Origin of the sequence: Pseudomonas sp. Pse35 (assembly GCF_024519715.1) — a bacterium.
Lineage (GTDB): Bacteria > Pseudomonadota > Gammaproteobacteria > Pseudomonadales > Pseudomonadaceae > Aquipseudomonas > Aquipseudomonas paracarnis.
Map to the genome: position 1 here is coordinate 22,806 of NZ_JALJRP010000043.1, position 16,815 is coordinate 39,620.

Here is a 16,815-nt window from a genome sequence, read left to right on the forward strand (position 1 = left end):
TATCGCGCTGCCAAGACACGGATGTCTTGGGTTGCTGCCTTTTCCACCACAGATTAGGCAGCTGTTGCGCCAGAGGTGAGCAACGGACTGTTCGCCTCGGCACGGTGCCGGTTTTGATCCCTAAGATCTGGCCGGCGTTTGGGCCCTTTCAAGCCACGCGGCAAATGTAACACCACTACACGCCGCGCGGCACTGGCAACTTATAAGGATTAATGCCATGAGCCGAATCGCTCTGAGTTGCGTTGATCGAGCACAACGGGAAGTCCTGACGCTCGAATTAGCGCTGTACCACGCCGCGCGGGATTATCCAGGCGGTGCAGCTGCAATCGCAGCTACGACGGGCCGTAATGCCACCACGCTGCAGCACAAGCTGTCACCTACCCATCCTTCGCACGCCGTCAACATCCAGGAATTCGGCGAGATCCTCGAACTGACCAAGGATCGTCGCATTCTCGATGCGGTGCACGCCCTTGTTGGCGACACGATCTGGCAGGAACTGGCTGAGGCGTGCACCAACGACATGCCTGAGACACTTACCACGGGTATCGCCATGTTTTTCCGGCAGGTCGCCGATTTGTCCGAAACTTGGGCTAAGCATATTGGTGATGGCAAGGTCGATGACCGAGAGTTGGCTGAGATACGTCAGCTTGTGTTTCGCGGGATCCAGGGTTTGCTGGGCATGTATAACCGCGCCCGTTACGTCAATCAGACGACTTGTGGGGTGGACCGTGGCTGATATCGCGGACTTCGCAAATGACCTGGTGCAAGAGCGCATCGATCAGGCCGTTGCTGCACGCTTGGCGCTGATGTCCAGTACGGCACAGCACTCTCTAATGTTCTGTGATGAGTGCGACGAACCTATTCCTGAGGCGCGCCGCTTGGCACAACCCGGTTGCACGCTCTGCATTGGGTGTAAAACCGCTGATGATCTGAGGGCTTCCCGTTATGCTCGATGACGTGCTCAATCAGTTCGCGGACTACGGTCTCGAACCCGCTCAGCCCCTCGTATTCGGAAAGCTCACCCGCTGCAAAACCACCCAGGACAAAGGGAAGGAAAAGAACGGTTGGTACGTCATTCACGAACACCGCACTGAAAAGAACGAGATCCTGATCTTCGGCAGCTTCGGTGATTGGCGCTCCGGCGACACCCAGAAGATCAAGATCAAGCCCGGACGCATGAGTCCCGAAGAGCGCGAAGTCATGCGCGCTCGCCAGGAGGACGCCAAGCGTAAGGCCGCCGAGATCACGGCCAACGCGTCACGCCGAGCAGCCAACCGCGCCGCCGGCCTGTTCAAGCGCATGCCCGAAAAGGGCAAGAGCGCCTATCTAGATCGAAAGCAAATCGTTGGATTCAAGGTTCGCTATGCGCCCCGTACCGGCGCTTTTTTAGTGCCCATGTGCAACGTGCGCGACCAGATTGTCGGCCTGCAGGTGATCTTTCCTGCGAAGCAAGAGGACACCGGGCGAGACAAAGCGTATTGGCCTTACGGCATGTCGAAGGAAGGCGCCTTCCACCTGATCGGCCCACACCCTGAACCGGGCGAGCCAGTGCTGGTGTGTGAGGGCTACGCCACCGGCGCAAGCCTGCACATGGCGACTTCGCTCACCGTCGCCATCGCCTTCGATGCGGGCAACCTGCTGCCGGTCTCCAAGGCCATGCGCGAGCGTTTCCCTGGCTGTCCGCTGATCATCTGCCGGGACGACGACTGGAAGACCAAGCGCCCCAACGGTGACCCTTGGAACCCAGGTGAAGAGAAAGCCAACAACGCCGCGCTGGTTGTCGGCGGTCAAGTCGTTGCCCCGGTGTTTTCCGGCGAGCGCGAGATCAAGTGGACCGACTTCAACGACCTGCACGTCGCCGAGGGGTTGGAGGCCGTCCGCCGCCAGGTGCTTGCGGTGGTTAAGCCTCCTGCAGCGGGTGGCTGGAAGGACCAACTGGCGCGCACCGAAAACGGCTCCCTGATCGCGCACATGCAAAACGTTGAGCTGATCTTGGGCAATGACGAACGCTGGGCCGGTGTCATCGGCTACAGCGTGTTCAGCTCCAAGATCGTCAAGCTTCGGTCTGCGCCCTTTGGCGGCGGTGCGGGCGACTGGGCTGACATTGACGATATGCGAGTGATGAAGTGGCTCGCGCAGCAATACAACCTGCGGGTCAAGGCGTCCCATGTGATCGAGGCGGTCAGCGTGGTTGCCCACGACCATGCATTCCATCCGGTGCGCGAGTACCTGGAAAAGCTGGAATGGGATCGCGTGCCACGCATTGAAACCTGGCTAACCGACGTGCTGGGCGTTCAGGCCAGTGAGTACTCGGCCAAGGTCGGTAAGCGCTGGCTTATCTCGGCCGTCGCCCGTGTGATGCGTCCGGGCTGCAAGGCCGACTCCGTGATGATCCTCGAAGGCGGGCAGGGCGCCGGTAAGTCCACGGCCATGGGCGTCCTCGGCGGCGAGTGGTTCATGGACACGCCCTTTGCCCTCGGTGACAAGGACAGCTTCCAGGCGATTCGCGGCAAGTGGATCGTCGAGCTGGGCGAGCTGGACAGTTTCAACAAGGCGGAAAGCACCAAGGCCAAACAGTTCTTTTCCGCGTCCACCGACACCTACCGCGAGAGCTACGGCCGCAGAACGAATGACGTGCCACGCCAGTGTGTTTTCGTGGGCACCACCAACCAAGAGGAGTACCTCAAGGACGCCACGGGCAACCGCCGTTACTGGCCGGTGTTCTGCAACAAGGTCGACCTGGAGCAATTGCGCGAGATCCGCGATCAGCTGTGGGCTGAGGCGCTGTTCTGCTTTGAAGCGGGCGATATCTGGTGGGTGAATAAGGAAGAATCCAAGATGTTCGCCGAGGCTCAAGACGAGCGCTTTGTGGTGGATGAGTGGGAAGGGCCAATCCTGGCCTGGATGGAAGAGTCGCAGATCGGGGAAACCGCCACCGGCAACGAGATCCTGACCCAGGCGTTGAAACTAGACTTCGGCCATTGGGGCAAACCCGAGCAGATGCGGGTCGGGGCGATCATGCACCGGTTGGGCTGGCGCAAGCGGCGTATGCCCGCGCTGCCAAAAAGCGGAGTGCGTCCATGGGCCTATGAAAAGCCTGCGGGGTGGGGGCGTGCGTCTGCGTTGCAGCAGGCGGTGATCGAGGAGCCTTGCTTCGATGATTAAGCGAATCGACGAGATGCTCAAACTCTGGGCGCAGGATCTGCATTCGCCTGCGCCAGACGGTGCTGGCGGGCCGAGTGGCGGCAACATGATCGCCATGCTGATTGAGTGCAAAGGGGAGTTGATACGCGGCACGCGTGGTAGTCGGGTGCTGCTGGATGAATCGGCGGATATCGAGTTGATCGTCAACAAACACTTGGCGCCCGAGCTGGCCCTAGTAGTGATGGAACACTACTGCAACCACGAGAGCTTCCTCTCACAGAAAATGCTTCATTGCGGTTGCAGTGCGCCGACCTATTACCGTCGGCTACACGATGCCCATGTATCCATCGCCGGCATGCTGATGGGGAAGGCTGCATGATCTTCGGCGTCACTCCGCGTACTTCTGTCCTACTGTCCCGCCTTGTCCGACTGCCATTTTGCGCAGTTGGACAGGCGCAGGCCGCGCCGTTGCCGGGCTGTCCTACTGTCCAACCTTTACCCGCCCCACGCACACATGAGCATAGGGGGCACGTAGTCGCGCCCATGGCGCGCACGCGTGCTTTTAACTTTCTCTCTATACACAAGAGAAAAGTAAAAAAGGTAGGACAGTAGGGCAGAGCCCCGTATTTAGGCGCCTGTAGCTGTCCTACCTCCATCCAGAATAGTGGGACAAGTAAGACAGGGCACCAGAAGCGATAGCCGATTGAATGCGTTGTCCCTCCGTTGCACCTGCGTCATACCCGTATGGCACCCGTATTGCTCCATGGCATTAAAACCTGCTTGCTGCCATGATAATCCACCTGTAAAAAGTACCCATCTTCGATAGGTGCGACCGCAAGCAGCGGGACACACCACCACACTGAACCCGGCCATTGCGCCGGGTTTTTGCGTTTATGGGGTAGGGCGATGACGAACGAGCAGCAAGCGCTTATTGATATGCCGATCTGGATGGTGATCGTGCTGTCCCTGGTCGGCGGCATATCCGGCGAGGCATGGCGGGCCGATAAAGCAGGGGTAAGTGGCTGGTCCTTGATTCGCCGCTTGCTCCTTCGATCCGGGGCCTGCGTGGTCTGCGGTCTTTCCACCATGATGTTGCTGCACGCTTCGGGCATGTCGGTCCTGGCGGCAGGCAGCATCGGGTGCCTCACCGCGATGGCCGGTGCCGATGTCGCTATCGGGCTGTATGAACGCTGGGCCGCCAAGCGGTTGGGCGTGTGCGATGTGCCGCCCTCGGGCAGTGGTCAGGCGTGATGCGCTGGAGGCCACGAAATACGTGGCCTGTAGCGCGATGCTTCAAGATGGTGCGCCGAAAGTCGCCGGGGACCCTGACGACATCCTACCGACACGGGGCATGAAACCCGCGGGAAAGCGTTAGCGAACAGTTCACCAGCTTAGTGAACTGAGGTGAACAGGTGAACTAACCCGGATTCATTGGGTGAACAGGACATTCCATCATGACCGTAATCAGCAAAACGGAGTTTGCGGCGCGACGTGGTTGGGCCAAATCGTATGTTTCTAAGCTGGCTAATCAGGATCGGCTGGTGCTGACTCACGACGGCAAGGTCGACCTGGAAGCTACCGAGGCGTTGCTCGCTGACTCTGCTGATCCGAGCAAGGCCGCTGTCGCGGACCGCCACAATCGGCTTCGCCTTCAAAGGGAGGCTCAAAACGCCGCCGAAGAACCTGCGGTGCCGCAGGTTGGGCTGGCGGCAGACTTTCAAAAGTCTCGTGCGCTGCGTGAGCACTACCTGGCACTGCAGGAGCAAGCCAACTTTCACAAACAGCAGGGTTCTCTGGTCGAGCGCGAAGCAGTTGAAACCGGTGCTTACAACGCTGGACGTCTTTTGCGGGATCAGCTCCTTGGAATGTCCCCGCAGCTCGCTCCTGAGCTGGCAGCGATGACTGATCCATGGCAAATCGAGAGGCACTTAACAGCGGCGATCCGCCGTTCTTTAGAAGACGCTGAGCGTATGTCTTCATCCGACCTTGAACATGCACTGAACACGAGTTAAGCCCATGCATACGCAATTGCCTGATGGTGAAGAGGTTTATCGTAATGCGTATTTCCGTGGGCTAAAACCTGACCCGGATATCTGGATTGATCAGTGGGCTGACGAGTATATGCGGATCCCGCGTGACACCGGGGCTGCTGAGCCAGGCCAGTATCGCACCTCACGGACTCCCTACGCTCGTGAACCCATGCAGTGCCTTTCGCCGGCGCATCCCTGCAAGCGTGTGATCACTATGGTCGCATCGCAATTGATGAAAACGCAGATCGGTCTGAACTGGATCGGCGGCCTGATTCATATGGCTCCGTCGAATATCCTCGCGCTGTTACCTAGTCTTGGCCTGGCAAAACGGGTGTCCTCCAGGATCAACAAAACCATCAAAGCCACGCCTGTTTTACGTGAGCGTGTCGCTTCCACCAGGTCGCGAGATGCACGCAATACCATGGACACCAAGGAGTTCGAGGGTGGCTCACTTTATGTAACCACTGCGGGATCCGCAGCAAACCTTTCAGAGCTTTCGGCGCGTTATATCTATGGCGATGAGATCGACCGGTGGGAGGTTGACGTAGGCGAAGAGGGCGATCCTATCGAGTTGGCAGAAACGCGTGGCAGTACCTTCGGCCGCAACGCCAAGTTCTATTTCTCCAGTTCGCCGACAATTAAGGGCGCTTCGCGTATCAGCGACCTATTCGAGTCAAGCGATCAGCGTTATTACTACGTTCCATGTCCGTACTGCGGTCACATGCAAGTACTCGAGTGGGAAAACCTTCTCTACTCTGCAGACTTTAGTGTGGTGCATTACAAGTGCGCAGCGTCCGGGATGGACTGCGACGTGCTGATTGAAGAGCACTTCAAGGGTCAAATGCTGGCCCAAGGTGAGTGGCGTTCCCAGGCTGAAGGCGATGGCGAGACCGTCGGCTTCCATCTGAATGCGCTGTATTCCCCTCCGGGTTGGATGGACTGGCGCACGCTCGCCAGGCAATTCGAAAAGGCAAAAAAAGCTCAAGCAAAGGGCGACCTAGAACCTATGCAGGTGTTCTACAACACTCGTCTAGCTAAGGTTTGGGACAGCGCACAAGAGCAGACCAAGGCATCGGTGCTAATCGAGCGCGCACGGCGGGAAGGTTTCTCCCTCGGTGCGATGCCCGCCGCCGTGATGATGATCACCGGCGCTGTCGACGTGCAGGCTGATCGCCTGGAGTTCATGGCGATGGGCTGGGGCGTCGGCATGGAGCGCTGGGTCATCGACCACAGGGTGATCGCGGGCGATCCTTCGGACGAGCGCACCTGGGCTGTGCTGGATGAACTGCTGAAAGAGCGGTACCGGCATCCCTGCGGTGTTGGCCTGGGCATTCTCGCGGTTGCGGTCGACTCGGGTGGTCACCACACCGACGAGGTCTACCAGTTCTGCCGCGTACGACGCTGGCGCAACATCTTCGCCATCAAGGGCGCGAGCAAGCCCGGTAAGCCGGTGATCGCTCAGCGGCCGTCCATGGTCGACGTGACCTGGAAGGGCCAGACCGAACGCGGCGGCGCCGAGCTTTGGTTTGTCGGTACCGACACCGCAAAGGATTGGATCTACAACCGCTACCAGTTCGAGTCCGGTCCAGGGGCTTTGCATTTCGCCAATGACCTGCCGGACGAGTTCTTCGCCCAGTGCGTGGCCGAGCGCAAGGTCGCCAAGTACGTGCGCGGTCACAAGCGTATTGAGTGGATCAAGGGCAAAGCCGAACGAAACGAAGCGCTCGACCTGATGGTGTACTGCCTGGCAATGGCGCATTACCTCGGCATCAACCGGTACCAGGAACATGACTGGGAACGGGTTCGTAACTCGCTGGCCCAGGCCGGTCTGTTCGATGAAAAAGTGATTGAGGCTGAACGCGTGACAGTGGTCGAGCAGTCCCCTGCGCCGCCGCAGCCGGCACCGCAAGCCGTTGCTTCGGTCGTTCAACCGCGACCCGCTGCAACCCCACAACGCCGCAGCTCAACCAGCGGTTACCTAAAGAGACGCTGATATGTCGTTTACCCCGAAGCACCTCGAAGCCATCGAGCGCGCCATTGCGCGTGGTGAAAAGACCGTGCGCTACAGCGACCGTACGGTGGAATACCGTTCCATTGACGAACTGCTCAAGGCCCGCGACGAGATCCGCACGTCGCTGACCAACGCCGCCGGGCCGCGCTCTCGCGTGGTTCGGCTCATGCATGGAGGCAAAGGACTCTAATGGCACGACACTATCCGACGCTAACCCGTAATGGATTCTTGCTGCCGTCGAACATCAAGGCCAGTTACGAAGGCGCGGGTGAGGGCCGACGCTCGGCCAGTTGGGAGGCCACCGACAACGGCATCAACAGCATCAACACCCCGGCCCTGCGCAACCTGCGGGCACGTTCGCGGGCGGCGGTGCGCAATGACCCGTACGCCTTCAATGTCATCGACAAGCGCGTCAGCAACCTGATCGGCACCGGCATCACGCCCAGGCCGACCACGGATGATGCTGAACTGCGCAAACTCCAGCAGCAATTGTGGGACGACTGGGTTGACGAAGCGGACGCCGATGAACTGACCGACTTCTACGGCATGCAGGCCCTGGTCGCGCGCACGGTTGAAACGGCCGGTGAGTGCTTTGTGCGATTGCGGCCGCGCAGCCTCAGTGAGGGGCTAGCGGTGCCGCTACAACTGCAGGCGCTGGCCCCTGAATTTGTCCCACATGACAAGTTCGAGACGGCCAAAAACGGCAACGTCATCCGCGCCGGGATCGAGTTCAACCCGGCCGGCAAGCGCGTAGCGTATTGGATGTACTTGTCGCACCCACGCGATTCATCGTCGCTGAATGGCGGGTACAACCAGTTGGTGCGGGTGCCGGCGACGCAGGTGCTGCACATCTTCGAACCGATGGAGCCAGGGCAACTTCGCGGCGTGCCGCGTCTGGCACCGGTATTGAAAAGATTGCGCAGCCTGGACAACTACGACGACGCGGTGCTGTTTCGCCAGGAGGTGGCAAACCTGTTTGCTGGCTTCATCAAGCGACCGGCGCCGGACAGCGGGCACCAACCGCGTGACCCGGTAACGGGGCAACTGCTGACCACCGATCGCGACGGCTTCACACCGATGGTGGCCTTGGAGCCCGGCACGATGCAGGAGCTGGGGCCAGGTGAAGAGGTGGAGTTCTCCAAACCACCGGACGCCGGCAACAACTACCCGGACTTCATGCGTCAACAACTGATGGCGGCGGCAGCGGGTTCGGGCACGCCGTACGAGATCCTTACTGGCGATATGCGAGAGGTCAACGACCGGGCGCTGCGGGTGGTACTCAACGAGTTCCGGCGCCGCCTGGAGCAACTTCAATTCGGCGTGTACGTGCATCAGTTGTGCCGGCCAGTGCGTGCCGCCTGGATGGACATGGCGGTGCTGTCCGGCGCCCTGTTGCTGGAGGACTACGCACAACGTCGGCGCGAATACCTGCGCACACGTTGGGTGCCGCAAGGCTGGGCCTACATCCAGCCGGTGCAGGACGTGCAGGCACGGCGGATGGAAGTGCAGGCAGGCTTCGGTTCGCGCAGCGAGATGTGTCTGCGCAACGGCTACGACGCGGAAACCATCGACGCGGAAAACGCTGCCGACCTCGCCAGGTCCACGGATCTGGGCCTCAACTACACCACGCTTGATGCCATCGAGCCGACAGATGACAAGGAACAACCATGAGTAAAAAACCGATCCCGCGTATTTATGACAAGGCTGGCAAGCAGGTAAAAGTCGCGGATAAGAGTTGGTACACCTTCCAGGCCAGCGGCGAAGCCGAGCAACAGACCATTGAGGTTTTTGTGTATGGCGAGATCGGCACCTGGGGTGTCAGCGCGAATCAGTTTGTTCAGGATCTGCGGGCCATGGATGACGGTGCTTCCCCGGTGGTTGTGGCGTTCAACAGCATCGGCGGCGACCTGTTCGACGGCCTGGCTATTCACAACGCGCTGTCGCGCTTGGGCGAGCGCTGTACCGGGCGCATTGATGCGTTGGCGGCCAGCGCGGCCAGTGTCGCCGTGTGCGGCGCTCACCGGGTGGTGATCGCGGCCAATGCCATGCTGATGATCCACAACCCCTACACCTTTACCGGTGGTGATGCCGAGGACTTCCGGCGTGTCGCCGACGTGCTGGACCAGACGCTGGAAGCGATTATTGCGGCCTACAAGTCCAAAGCTCCCGACATCGACGAGTCCGAGCTGCGGCGCATGGTCAACGCCGAGACCTGGTTGACCGCCAATGAGGCGGTGGCGCTAGGCCTTGCGGATGAAGTGGGCGACGGGCTGAAGGTGAAAGCCTGCCTCGGTCAGGGCAGCGTGTTGCAGCGCTTTCAGAATGCCCCGGCTGAATTGCTGGCCCAGTTGGACGAAGAGCCAGATGTCGAGCCGACTGATGCTGTAAACCCTGCGGATCCAGCACCCGTATTGGACGCTGCCGGATTGGCGTTGATGGTCACCAAGGGGTGTGCGGCGGCAGGCATCAGCAACCTGGTGGACCCGATACTCGCTTCGACGAAGCTGGAAAGCGAAGCGGTAGTCACTGCGGCGCTGACCAAGGCGAAAGCGCTGAACGGACTGTGTGTCGCGGCACGATTGCCGGAACTAACCGGGGAATTTCTGGCTGCCGGCTTGGATGAAGCAGCTGTCAGGGCGCGCCTGTTCGACAAGCTGGTAAGCAGCGGCGGCGGTTTTGAAATCAATAACAGTCTGCCGCTCGACAATGATCCGGCACCCACTATCAAGGCCAAACAGGTCGACAGTCATTCAATCTGGGCTAGCCGGCAGGCGGCGCAGAACGGAACCTCGAAAGGAGTAAGAACATGAAAATTGAATCGATGCATGCGGGCGAGTTCCTGCTGTCTGAAGGCCCCGGCACTATTTCACGCGAAGCAATCAACGTCGCCGCCGGGCCGGCGTTGGAGCCGGGCCAGATCCTTGGGCTGGTGACGGCTACGGGCGAGTTTGCACCCTATCAGCCGACAGCTGAGGACGGCTCTGAAAACGCTATCGCGATCCTCTACGGTCCGCTGGGGCAGTCTGATGTGGTTCGTCGTGGCCGCGCCATCGTGCGTCAGGCCGAAGTCAGCGAAGTCCATTTGACCGGCCTCGACCCCGCAGCCGAAAAGGCCCTGGCCGCCCATTTCGTGATCGTCCGTTAAGACGCTCACCTCATTTATCCATCCCGCCGAGTGCGGGATTTTTCGTTTCTGGAGAGTATCCCATGGCCGATATCGCCATTTTTGAAGACGATGCATTCAGCGTCTCCTCGCTGACTGCTGCAATCAATGAGCAGGAATACCTGCCGGGCCGCATCAGCAGCCTTGGCCTTTTCCGCGAAGAGGGCATCAGCACGCTGACCGTGCAGATCGAGAAGGACGGAGACACCCTTGCGTTGGTGCCAGCGGGTGAGCGTGGTACCTCGGGCCTGGTGGTCGGCGCGACTAAGCGTATGTTGATTCCGTTCAACACCGTGCACCTGCCGGAACGCTTCACCATCAAGGCAGATGAGATCCAAGGCATACGCGCCTTCGGCTCTCTCACCGAGTTGCAGGCCGTGCAGGACGTAGTCAACAAACGTCTGGGTAAGGCACGCCGCCAGTTGGATGCCACCCACGAATTTCAACGCATGGGTGCATTGAACGGGAAGGTGTTGGACGCGGACGGCAAGACCGTACTGTTGGACATCCATGACCGTTTCGGTGTCGAGCGACAGAAGCTTCCCATGGAACTGGACAACCCGGACACTGATGTCCGTGTTAAGTGTGGCGAAGCCTTGGATATGCAAGAGGACGCTTTGGGCAACGTCACTACTACCGGCTCCCGCGCCTTTTGCGGCAAAAACTTCTGGAACAAGTTGCTCGACCACGAGTCGGTCAAAGAGACATACCTCAACACCATGCAGGCCGCGTCTCTGCGTGGCGATGCCCGTGAAAGTTTCGAGTTCGGCGGAATCGTCTGGGAGCGTTATCGCGGCAAGGTTGCTGGCGTTGCGTTCGTCCATGACGACAAGGCACTTCTGGTCCCCGAGGGCGTTCCTGACCTGTACATCTCATCCTTCGCACCGGCCGACTACATGGAGACGGTCAACACCCAGGGCATCCCGTACTACAGCAAGATCGAGCCGCTGCCTTTCAATAAGGGTGTGGCCGGCGAAGCACAGTCCAACCCGTTGCACCTGTGCACGCGGCCTCGCGCGCAGATCCTGCTGGAGATGTGATCGTGGCCTTCCGCGATCTGATTGACGACATCGACGAAGTGGTCTTCGAAACATTGGGCGATAGCGCGCGGATCGAGGGCCGTGAAGAGCCGGTGCTTGGCATGTTTGCCGCGCCCTGGTTGCAGCCGAAGCTCGGCAAGCTCAATACCGGCTTGCGTGAGCCTCGGTTTGAGATCCGCGTCAGTGATTCGGAAGGCTTGAAACGCGGGCTTTTGGTCAGCATCGACTTGCCCGCCCTGGACGGCGGCGGCGATTACGACTTGCTGCAGCTGGAGCCGAGCGGCGACGGTCTGGTCGCCTTGATCCTGAGGTTGCGCCCATGATCATCGGTAGCTACGTCAAACCCTCGGCCGGCGGCGGGATGATCTCCATCCAGTCGTCAGCTGCAGATCTCCAGGCGTTTCAGGACTTCGCCAAGTTGGTGCCCAAGGCAGCGGCGGCGGCCCACAGACGCGCGATCAACAAGACGTTGGGCTGGTTGCGCACGCACATTGCCCGTGCAGTCAGCAGGCAGGAGCGCATTGCTGTCGCGGCAGTGCGTCAACGGTTGCGCAGCTACCCAGTGTCCGGCGGGGCATCGAGCGGCAAGCTGTGGTTCGGCTTGAATGCCATCGAGTCCAGCCGGATCGGCCGGGCGAGGCAAACCGGCAGCGGTGTGTCGGTGGCGGGGCGGCGTTATCAAGGCGCGTTTCTCAAGAAGGTCTACGGCAACAAGCCAGACATTTGGATTCGCACTGCGAGCAAGCACTTTAATGCTGATGATTACCCAGACAGCACGGTATCCGCTGGTCGCGGTGCAAGTTCTGGATGGGTCGCAGAAAATGGAAATCGCTTTCCATTAGCGAAAGCCAAGGTATCTCTGGAACAAGCCCGTCCGCACTTTGAAAGCTGGGTACAAAAGGCGGACGAGCGTCTGTTGGAGATCCTGCAGCAGGAGCTCAACTTCGAACTGCAGAAATACTTGAAGAGGATCGGTTAATGGCTGACCAACCTTTTAGCCTGGACCAGCTTTACCGGGCGGTTGAGCAACACCTGGTGAGCCATCTGCCAGGGGTTCAGACGGTAAGTGCCTGGCCGGACATTCAGAATCGCATCGCTTTACCAGCCGTCTTTCTGGAGCTGGCCGAGATCGAGCCCGGTACCGATATCGGCACGGGTGAAACCACATTGGTGTGTAAGTTCGAGGCACGTATCGTCGTCGACCCGATCTATCCTCTGCATCAGCAGCAGGCGGTGCAGTTGGCTACCCAACTTGCGGTCCTACTCCGGGCTCAGACCTGGGGGCTGGAGGTCGAGCCGGCAGAGTTCGTTCAGGCACTACAGGACTGGACCCAGCCAGTGTTGGATGGTTACACCGTTTGGCTGGTGGAGTGGACGCAGCAGGTGTACCTCGGCCCTGAAGAGTGGCCTTGGCCCGATCAGCCGCCCGGCATGCTGTTGTTTGGCTTTAACAACGACGTCAAAGAGGACTTTGTTCCAGCGGAGGACTTGTGAGCGGCTATGTTGCTGCCCAGCACGACCGCATGCTTGCGGGGGTGGTCAAGGATTGTTTTGTGATAGCAGTCGACTTGGCTGCCTCTCCGCCGGTGTGTCGGGTTTCGGACGGCGAATGGACTAGCGCCTGGGTGCGCTGGCACAGCATCGCCGCCGGCAAGGCCAGGCATTGGAGGGCTCCGTCTCTGGGTGAGCAGGGGACATTGGTCAGTGCCAGCGGTGACGTGTCACAGGGCACGTTCATTCCGGGATTGTATGGCAACGCGGGTCCGCCACCGGATAACCGGGATCATGTGGAAGTGTGGCGATTTGATGATGGCGGCTCGCTGATTTACGACTGGCAGGCCAGGAGCTACAGCATCACCCTGCCGAGCGGTACGGTGACCATCAAAGTCGCCAGTACAGAAGTGGTCGTGACGGACAGCGCCGTGAACGTGACCACCGGCAACATCAATCTGAAAGCAGCGGTGATGATCGACGGGGCGTTACACGTCACGAAAGGCATCACCAGTGCCGGTGCGATCATCGACGCTGGTGGCAACAGCAATCACCACACACATTAATTTCAACCCACAAACAGCCCGCCCAGTGCGGGCTTTTTCATATCTGGAGTTTGCCTTATGAGTAAGTCTAGAACTGATAGCGATTCTGCCGAGGCCATTGTGGTTCCGGGGTTGAAGCCGGCACCGCTGGGTTTCCCCGTTACTGCTGAAGCGGTTGAGTCCATCGGAACAGCGCGTGTTTTTCGCGACAAGGTTTTCACCTCGCGGACATTGATCCTACCCGGCGGCGGGACGCTTCCTGTTGTTGCTGGTCGAGTTACCGCATGTGGTGATGATCAATTTGCGTTCTTGAAAGCGCATCCAGATCTGGAGCAATTGAAGGAGTAATGACAATGATCGGAATGGATCGCCACACCGGCCAACCCATTTCCGGCATCGCACACTTGCGGCAATCGGTTCCAGACATTTTGGGTACGCCGCTGGGCAGCCGGCGGCATCGGATGGATTACGGCAGCAAGCTGCGGCGATTTGTTGACTTGCCCGTTACTGACGGCTGGAAAAGCGCCGTACAGGCGGAAGTCGCCCGCGCACTGGGTCGCTGGGAGCCGCGATTGAAGCTGGATCAAGTGCGCGTCATTTCCGTTATCGGCGGGCAAATTAACCTGAAGATCGTCGGGCAGTACCTGGGCGACAGCGTCACGCTGGAGGTGGCCGTATGAGTATCGTGGACCTGTCGTCGTTGCCGGCGCCGACCGTGTTGGAGCCGCTGGACTTCGAAGAGGTTTTTCAGGAGGGACTTGGCGTCTTTCGCGGATACATGGGCGGCAACTGGACTGCTGCGCTGGAGAGCGATCCGGTGCTTAAGGTGCTGGAGGTTGGCGCTTACATCAAGGTCGGCAACCGCGCCCGAGTCAATGACGCCGGCAAAGCGGTATTGCTGGCGCACGCCATACGCGGTGACCTCGATCACCTGGGGGCCAACGTCAATCTCAAACGTCTGGTCATTCAAGCAGAGGATCTACTGGCCTTTCCGCCAGTTCCTGAAGTCAAAGAAGACGACGATGCGTTCCGAGAGCGCATCCAGTTGGCCTATGAGGGACTGACCACGGCCGGCCCGCGTAACAGCTACATCCTGCATGCGCGTAACGCCTCGGGGCTGGTGGCGGATGCCACGGCCGAAAGCCCCGCGCCTTGTTACGTGACGGTAACGGTGCTGGGATTGGATGGGGAGGGGGAGGCTTCACCGGAGCTGCTCGCCACGGTGGCAACTGCGCTGAATGACGATGACGTGCGGCCGGTGGGGGATAGGGTAACGGTTCAGAGTGCCCAGGTGATCCGCTACCAAATCAAGGCGATCCTGCACATGACCAGCGCGGGCCCAGAAGCTGATGCCAGTTTAGCCGAGGCGAAAAGTCGATTGGCGGCTTGGATCAATCCGCGCAAACGGCTCGGCGTTGAGGTGGCACGTTCCGGCGTAGACGCTCAGTTACACGTTGCCGGCGTTTCTCGGGTTGAGTTGGTCGGCTGGCAGGACTTGGCGCCGACCAAAGCTCAGGCGGCCTACTGTACGGGCTACACCGTGACGCTGGCGGCTTGACATGAAAAGCCTATTGCCGATCAACAGTACGCAGCTTGAACGGGCCATGGAGGCTACGTTTTTCGAGAAAACGATTGTCCCGCTTCGCGACCTCTACAACGCTGATACCTGCCCGGTGCATTTGCTGCCGCACCTGGCATGGGCGTGGTCGGTGGATCGCTGGGATTACCGATGGACCGAGGCGACCAAACGCGCCGCCATCAAGGCCTCTTATTACATACATGCCCACAAGGGCACCATCGGCGCGTTACGCCGAGTGGTCGAACCGCTGGGCTATCTCATCGAGATTATCGAGTGGTTCAACATGAGGCCCGAAGGGATCCCGGGCACCTTTGCGTTAAAGGTCGGGGTGCTGGACACCGGCATTACCGAGGAAATGTATCAGGAGCTTGAACGCCTGATCGACGACGCCAAACCGGTCACGCGGCACCTGACGGGGCTGGCGATCAGCCTCGAAACCCAAGGCGTCTTGAACATCAGTGTTGCCCTCTACGAAGGCGACGAAATCGACGTTTACCCGCCGGTTATGCGTGACATCGAGGTCACAGGAACCATCGGCGTGGTCGGGCGCGAACACTCCATAGACACCCTGGACGTTTATTATGATTGATGCGAATTCGCAGTTTTTCGCGATCCTCACGAACGTGGGGATGGCCAAGCAGGCCAATGCTGACGCGCTCGGCATTCCCTGGAAGTTCACCGAGATGGGTGTGGGCGATGCAAACGGCACCGACCCCATTCCCAGTGCGACACAAACCCAATTGATCAACGAATGGCGCCGCCGTCCACTGAATCAGGTGCGGGTCGATCCGGTGAACCCGGCGGTGATCATTGCCGAGCAGATTATTCCGGCTGATGAGGGGGGGCATTGGATTCGCGAAATCGGGCTGTACGACGCAGCTGGCGATCTTGTGGCGGTGGCCAACTGCGCGCCGAGCTTCAAACCGTTGATGTCTCAGGGCTCGGGCCGCACGCAAGTAGTGCGCATGAATTTCATCGTGTCCAGCACCGGCAACATCACGCTCAAGATTGACCCGGCCGTAGTGCTGGCTACTCGCGAATATGTTGATCAGCGGATCATGGAAGAGGTGTACAAGCTCGACAGCAAGCAGTCGGTACGGGTGGCGACCACAGCGAACATTGCGCTCGCCGGCCTGCAGGCTGTCGATGGCGTCGCCCTGGTAGCGGGTGATCGTGTACTCGTGAAAAACCAGGCTGGCGCAAAGGACAACGGTTTGTATGTTGTCTCCGCTGGTGCCTGGGCGCGCACCGCGGATGCGGACGCGAACGCAGAGGTCACGTCGGCGATGCTGGTCTCTGTTGAGCAGGGCGCCACATTGGCCGATACACGCTGGCAGTTGATCACCGACGGGGCCATTGCTCTGGGCACCACCCCACTGACTTTCCAGAACGTGACGCAAGGGTTTGCACCGATTAACTCGCCAGCGCTCGTTGATCCCTCAGCCAACACACCACCACTATTCGACAGTTCAAAATCGCTCGCGACGACTGAGTTTGTTGCACGTTCGGCAGGTAGCTTTGGCGGATCTATCAGCATTACAGCCAGTAGGGTGCTGACTGTCAGCGATATCGGTAAGCGCCTGGAGTTAGCGACCGGCGTAACCGTGACACTGCCGGCGACGGAATCCGTTCCCAATGGTGCGGCGGTTTTGATATCTGCGGGGCCACAGTCCGCCACCTCGCGTGTTGCTGTTGCCGCTGGTGATCAGTTGGCAATGAACAACTTGGCCGTGGCAGTTCCTTACACACTTTCTCCTGGCGGAGACTTCATCGCTATACGTGAATCCAACGTATGGCGCTGTCACTTCGGTA

At 59.6% G+C, this 16,815-nt stretch carries 21 protein-coding genes; all 21 read left to right on the forward strand.

The genetic code is table 11. From position 1 onward, the window contains the following. Positions 1-217: 217 nt before the first annotated feature. Positions 218-736, forward strand: a complete 519-nt coding sequence (locus tag OC445_RS24640) for a phage regulatory CII family protein (RefSeq protein WP_262020401.1) — start codon at positions 218-220, stop codon at positions 734-736. Then, positions 729-956, forward strand: a complete 228-nt coding sequence (locus OC445_RS24645; protein ID WP_122539654.1) for a TraR/DksA C4-type zinc finger protein — start codon at positions 729-731, stop codon at positions 954-956. The genes OC445_RS24640 and OC445_RS24645 overlap by 8 nt, the downstream gene beginning before the upstream one ends. Beyond that, positions 946-3,165 carry a VapE domain-containing protein gene (locus OC445_RS24650; RefSeq protein WP_262020402.1) on the forward strand — a complete coding sequence of 740 codons (2,220 nt, stop codon included), beginning with the start codon at positions 946-948 and terminating at the stop codon, positions 3,163-3,165. The genes OC445_RS24645 and OC445_RS24650 overlap by 11 nt, the downstream gene beginning before the upstream one ends. Further along, the gene (locus tag OC445_RS24655) at positions 3,158-3,523 is read left to right on the forward strand and encodes a hypothetical protein (RefSeq protein WP_262020403.1); all 366 of its coding nucleotides are present in this window, start codon (positions 3,158-3,160) and stop codon (positions 3,521-3,523) included. The genes OC445_RS24650 and OC445_RS24655 overlap by 8 nt, the downstream gene beginning before the upstream one ends. 527 nt (positions 3,524-4,050) lie before the next feature. Further along, positions 4,051-4,395, forward strand: a complete 345-nt coding sequence (locus tag OC445_RS24660) for a phage holin family protein (protein WP_043046669.1) — start codon at positions 4,051-4,053, stop codon at positions 4,393-4,395. Positions 4,396-4,598: 203 nt separating this feature from the next. Next, positions 4,599-5,156 (forward strand): terminase small subunit, encoded by a 558-nt coding sequence (locus OC445_RS24665; RefSeq protein WP_104503376.1) that lies wholly within the window; start codon positions 4,599-4,601, stop codon positions 5,154-5,156. A gap of 4 nt (positions 5,157-5,160) precedes the next feature. Then, positions 5,161-7,167: a phage terminase large subunit family protein gene (locus tag OC445_RS24670; protein ID WP_262020404.1), complete on the forward strand. Its 2,007-nt coding sequence runs from the start codon at positions 5,161-5,163 to the stop codon at positions 7,165-7,167. A gap of 1 nt (position 7,168) precedes the next feature. Beyond that, entirely contained in the window at positions 7,169-7,375 is a 207-nt protein-coding gene (locus OC445_RS24675) for a phage head-tail joining protein (RefSeq protein ID WP_056783432.1), read from the forward strand. Next, complete coding sequence (locus OC445_RS24680) at positions 7,375-8,856, forward strand: phage portal protein (protein WP_262020405.1); 1,482 nt, start codon at positions 7,375-7,377, stop codon at positions 8,854-8,856. Before OC445_RS24675 ends, OC445_RS24680 begins: the two co-directional genes overlap by 1 nt. Then, entirely contained in the window at positions 8,853-9,995 is a 1,143-nt protein-coding gene (locus tag OC445_RS24685) for a head maturation protease, ClpP-related (RefSeq protein ID WP_262020406.1), read from the forward strand. Before OC445_RS24680 ends, OC445_RS24685 begins: the two co-directional genes overlap by 4 nt. Then, on the forward strand, positions 9,992-10,330 hold the full coding sequence (locus OC445_RS24690) for a head decoration protein (protein WP_099236005.1): 339 nt from the start codon (positions 9,992-9,994) through the stop codon (positions 10,328-10,330). The genes OC445_RS24685 and OC445_RS24690 overlap by 4 nt, the downstream gene beginning before the upstream one ends. Before the next feature lie 62 nt (positions 10,331-10,392). Continuing rightward, positions 10,393-11,388 (forward strand): major capsid protein, encoded by a 996-nt coding sequence (locus OC445_RS24695; protein ID WP_262020407.1) that lies wholly within the window; start codon positions 10,393-10,395, stop codon positions 11,386-11,388. A gap of 2 nt (positions 11,389-11,390) precedes the next feature. Continuing rightward, the gene (locus OC445_RS24700; RefSeq protein WP_046071190.1) at positions 11,391-11,711 is read left to right on the forward strand and encodes a hypothetical protein; all 321 of its coding nucleotides are present in this window, start codon (positions 11,391-11,393) and stop codon (positions 11,709-11,711) included. Continuing rightward, complete coding sequence (locus OC445_RS24705; protein WP_262020408.1) at positions 11,708-12,367, forward strand: hypothetical protein; 660 nt, start codon at positions 11,708-11,710, stop codon at positions 12,365-12,367. Before OC445_RS24700 ends, OC445_RS24705 begins: the two co-directional genes overlap by 4 nt. Then, complete coding sequence (locus tag OC445_RS24710; RefSeq protein ID WP_262020409.1) at positions 12,367-12,882, forward strand: hypothetical protein; 516 nt, start codon at positions 12,367-12,369, stop codon at positions 12,880-12,882. Before OC445_RS24705 ends, OC445_RS24710 begins: the two co-directional genes overlap by 1 nt. A gap of 29 nt (positions 12,883-12,911) precedes the next feature. After that, positions 12,912-13,445, forward strand: a complete 534-nt coding sequence (locus OC445_RS24715) for a phage baseplate assembly protein V (RefSeq protein WP_262020412.1) — start codon at positions 12,912-12,914, stop codon at positions 13,443-13,445. A gap of 57 nt (positions 13,446-13,502) precedes the next feature. After that, on the forward strand, positions 13,503-13,772 hold the full coding sequence (locus OC445_RS24720; RefSeq protein ID WP_104503369.1) for a hypothetical protein: 270 nt from the start codon (positions 13,503-13,505) through the stop codon (positions 13,770-13,772). A 5-nt stretch (positions 13,773-13,777) separates the two neighbouring features. After that, complete coding sequence (locus OC445_RS24725; protein ID WP_191955381.1) at positions 13,778-14,104, forward strand: GPW/gp25 family protein; 327 nt, start codon at positions 13,778-13,780, stop codon at positions 14,102-14,104. Next, positions 14,101-14,982 (forward strand): baseplate J/gp47 family protein, encoded by an 882-nt coding sequence (locus OC445_RS24730; RefSeq protein ID WP_046071194.1) that lies wholly within the window; start codon positions 14,101-14,103, stop codon positions 14,980-14,982. Before OC445_RS24725 ends, OC445_RS24730 begins: the two co-directional genes overlap by 4 nt. 1 nt (position 14,983) lies before the next feature. Then, entirely contained in the window at positions 14,984-15,592 is a 609-nt protein-coding gene (locus OC445_RS24735; protein WP_056783406.1) for a phage tail protein I, read from the forward strand. Continuing rightward, the coding region (locus OC445_RS24740) for a phage tail protein (RefSeq protein ID WP_262020410.1) at positions 15,585-16,815 on the forward strand (1,231 nt) is incomplete at its 3' end. The genes OC445_RS24735 and OC445_RS24740, both read left to right, overlap by 8 nt.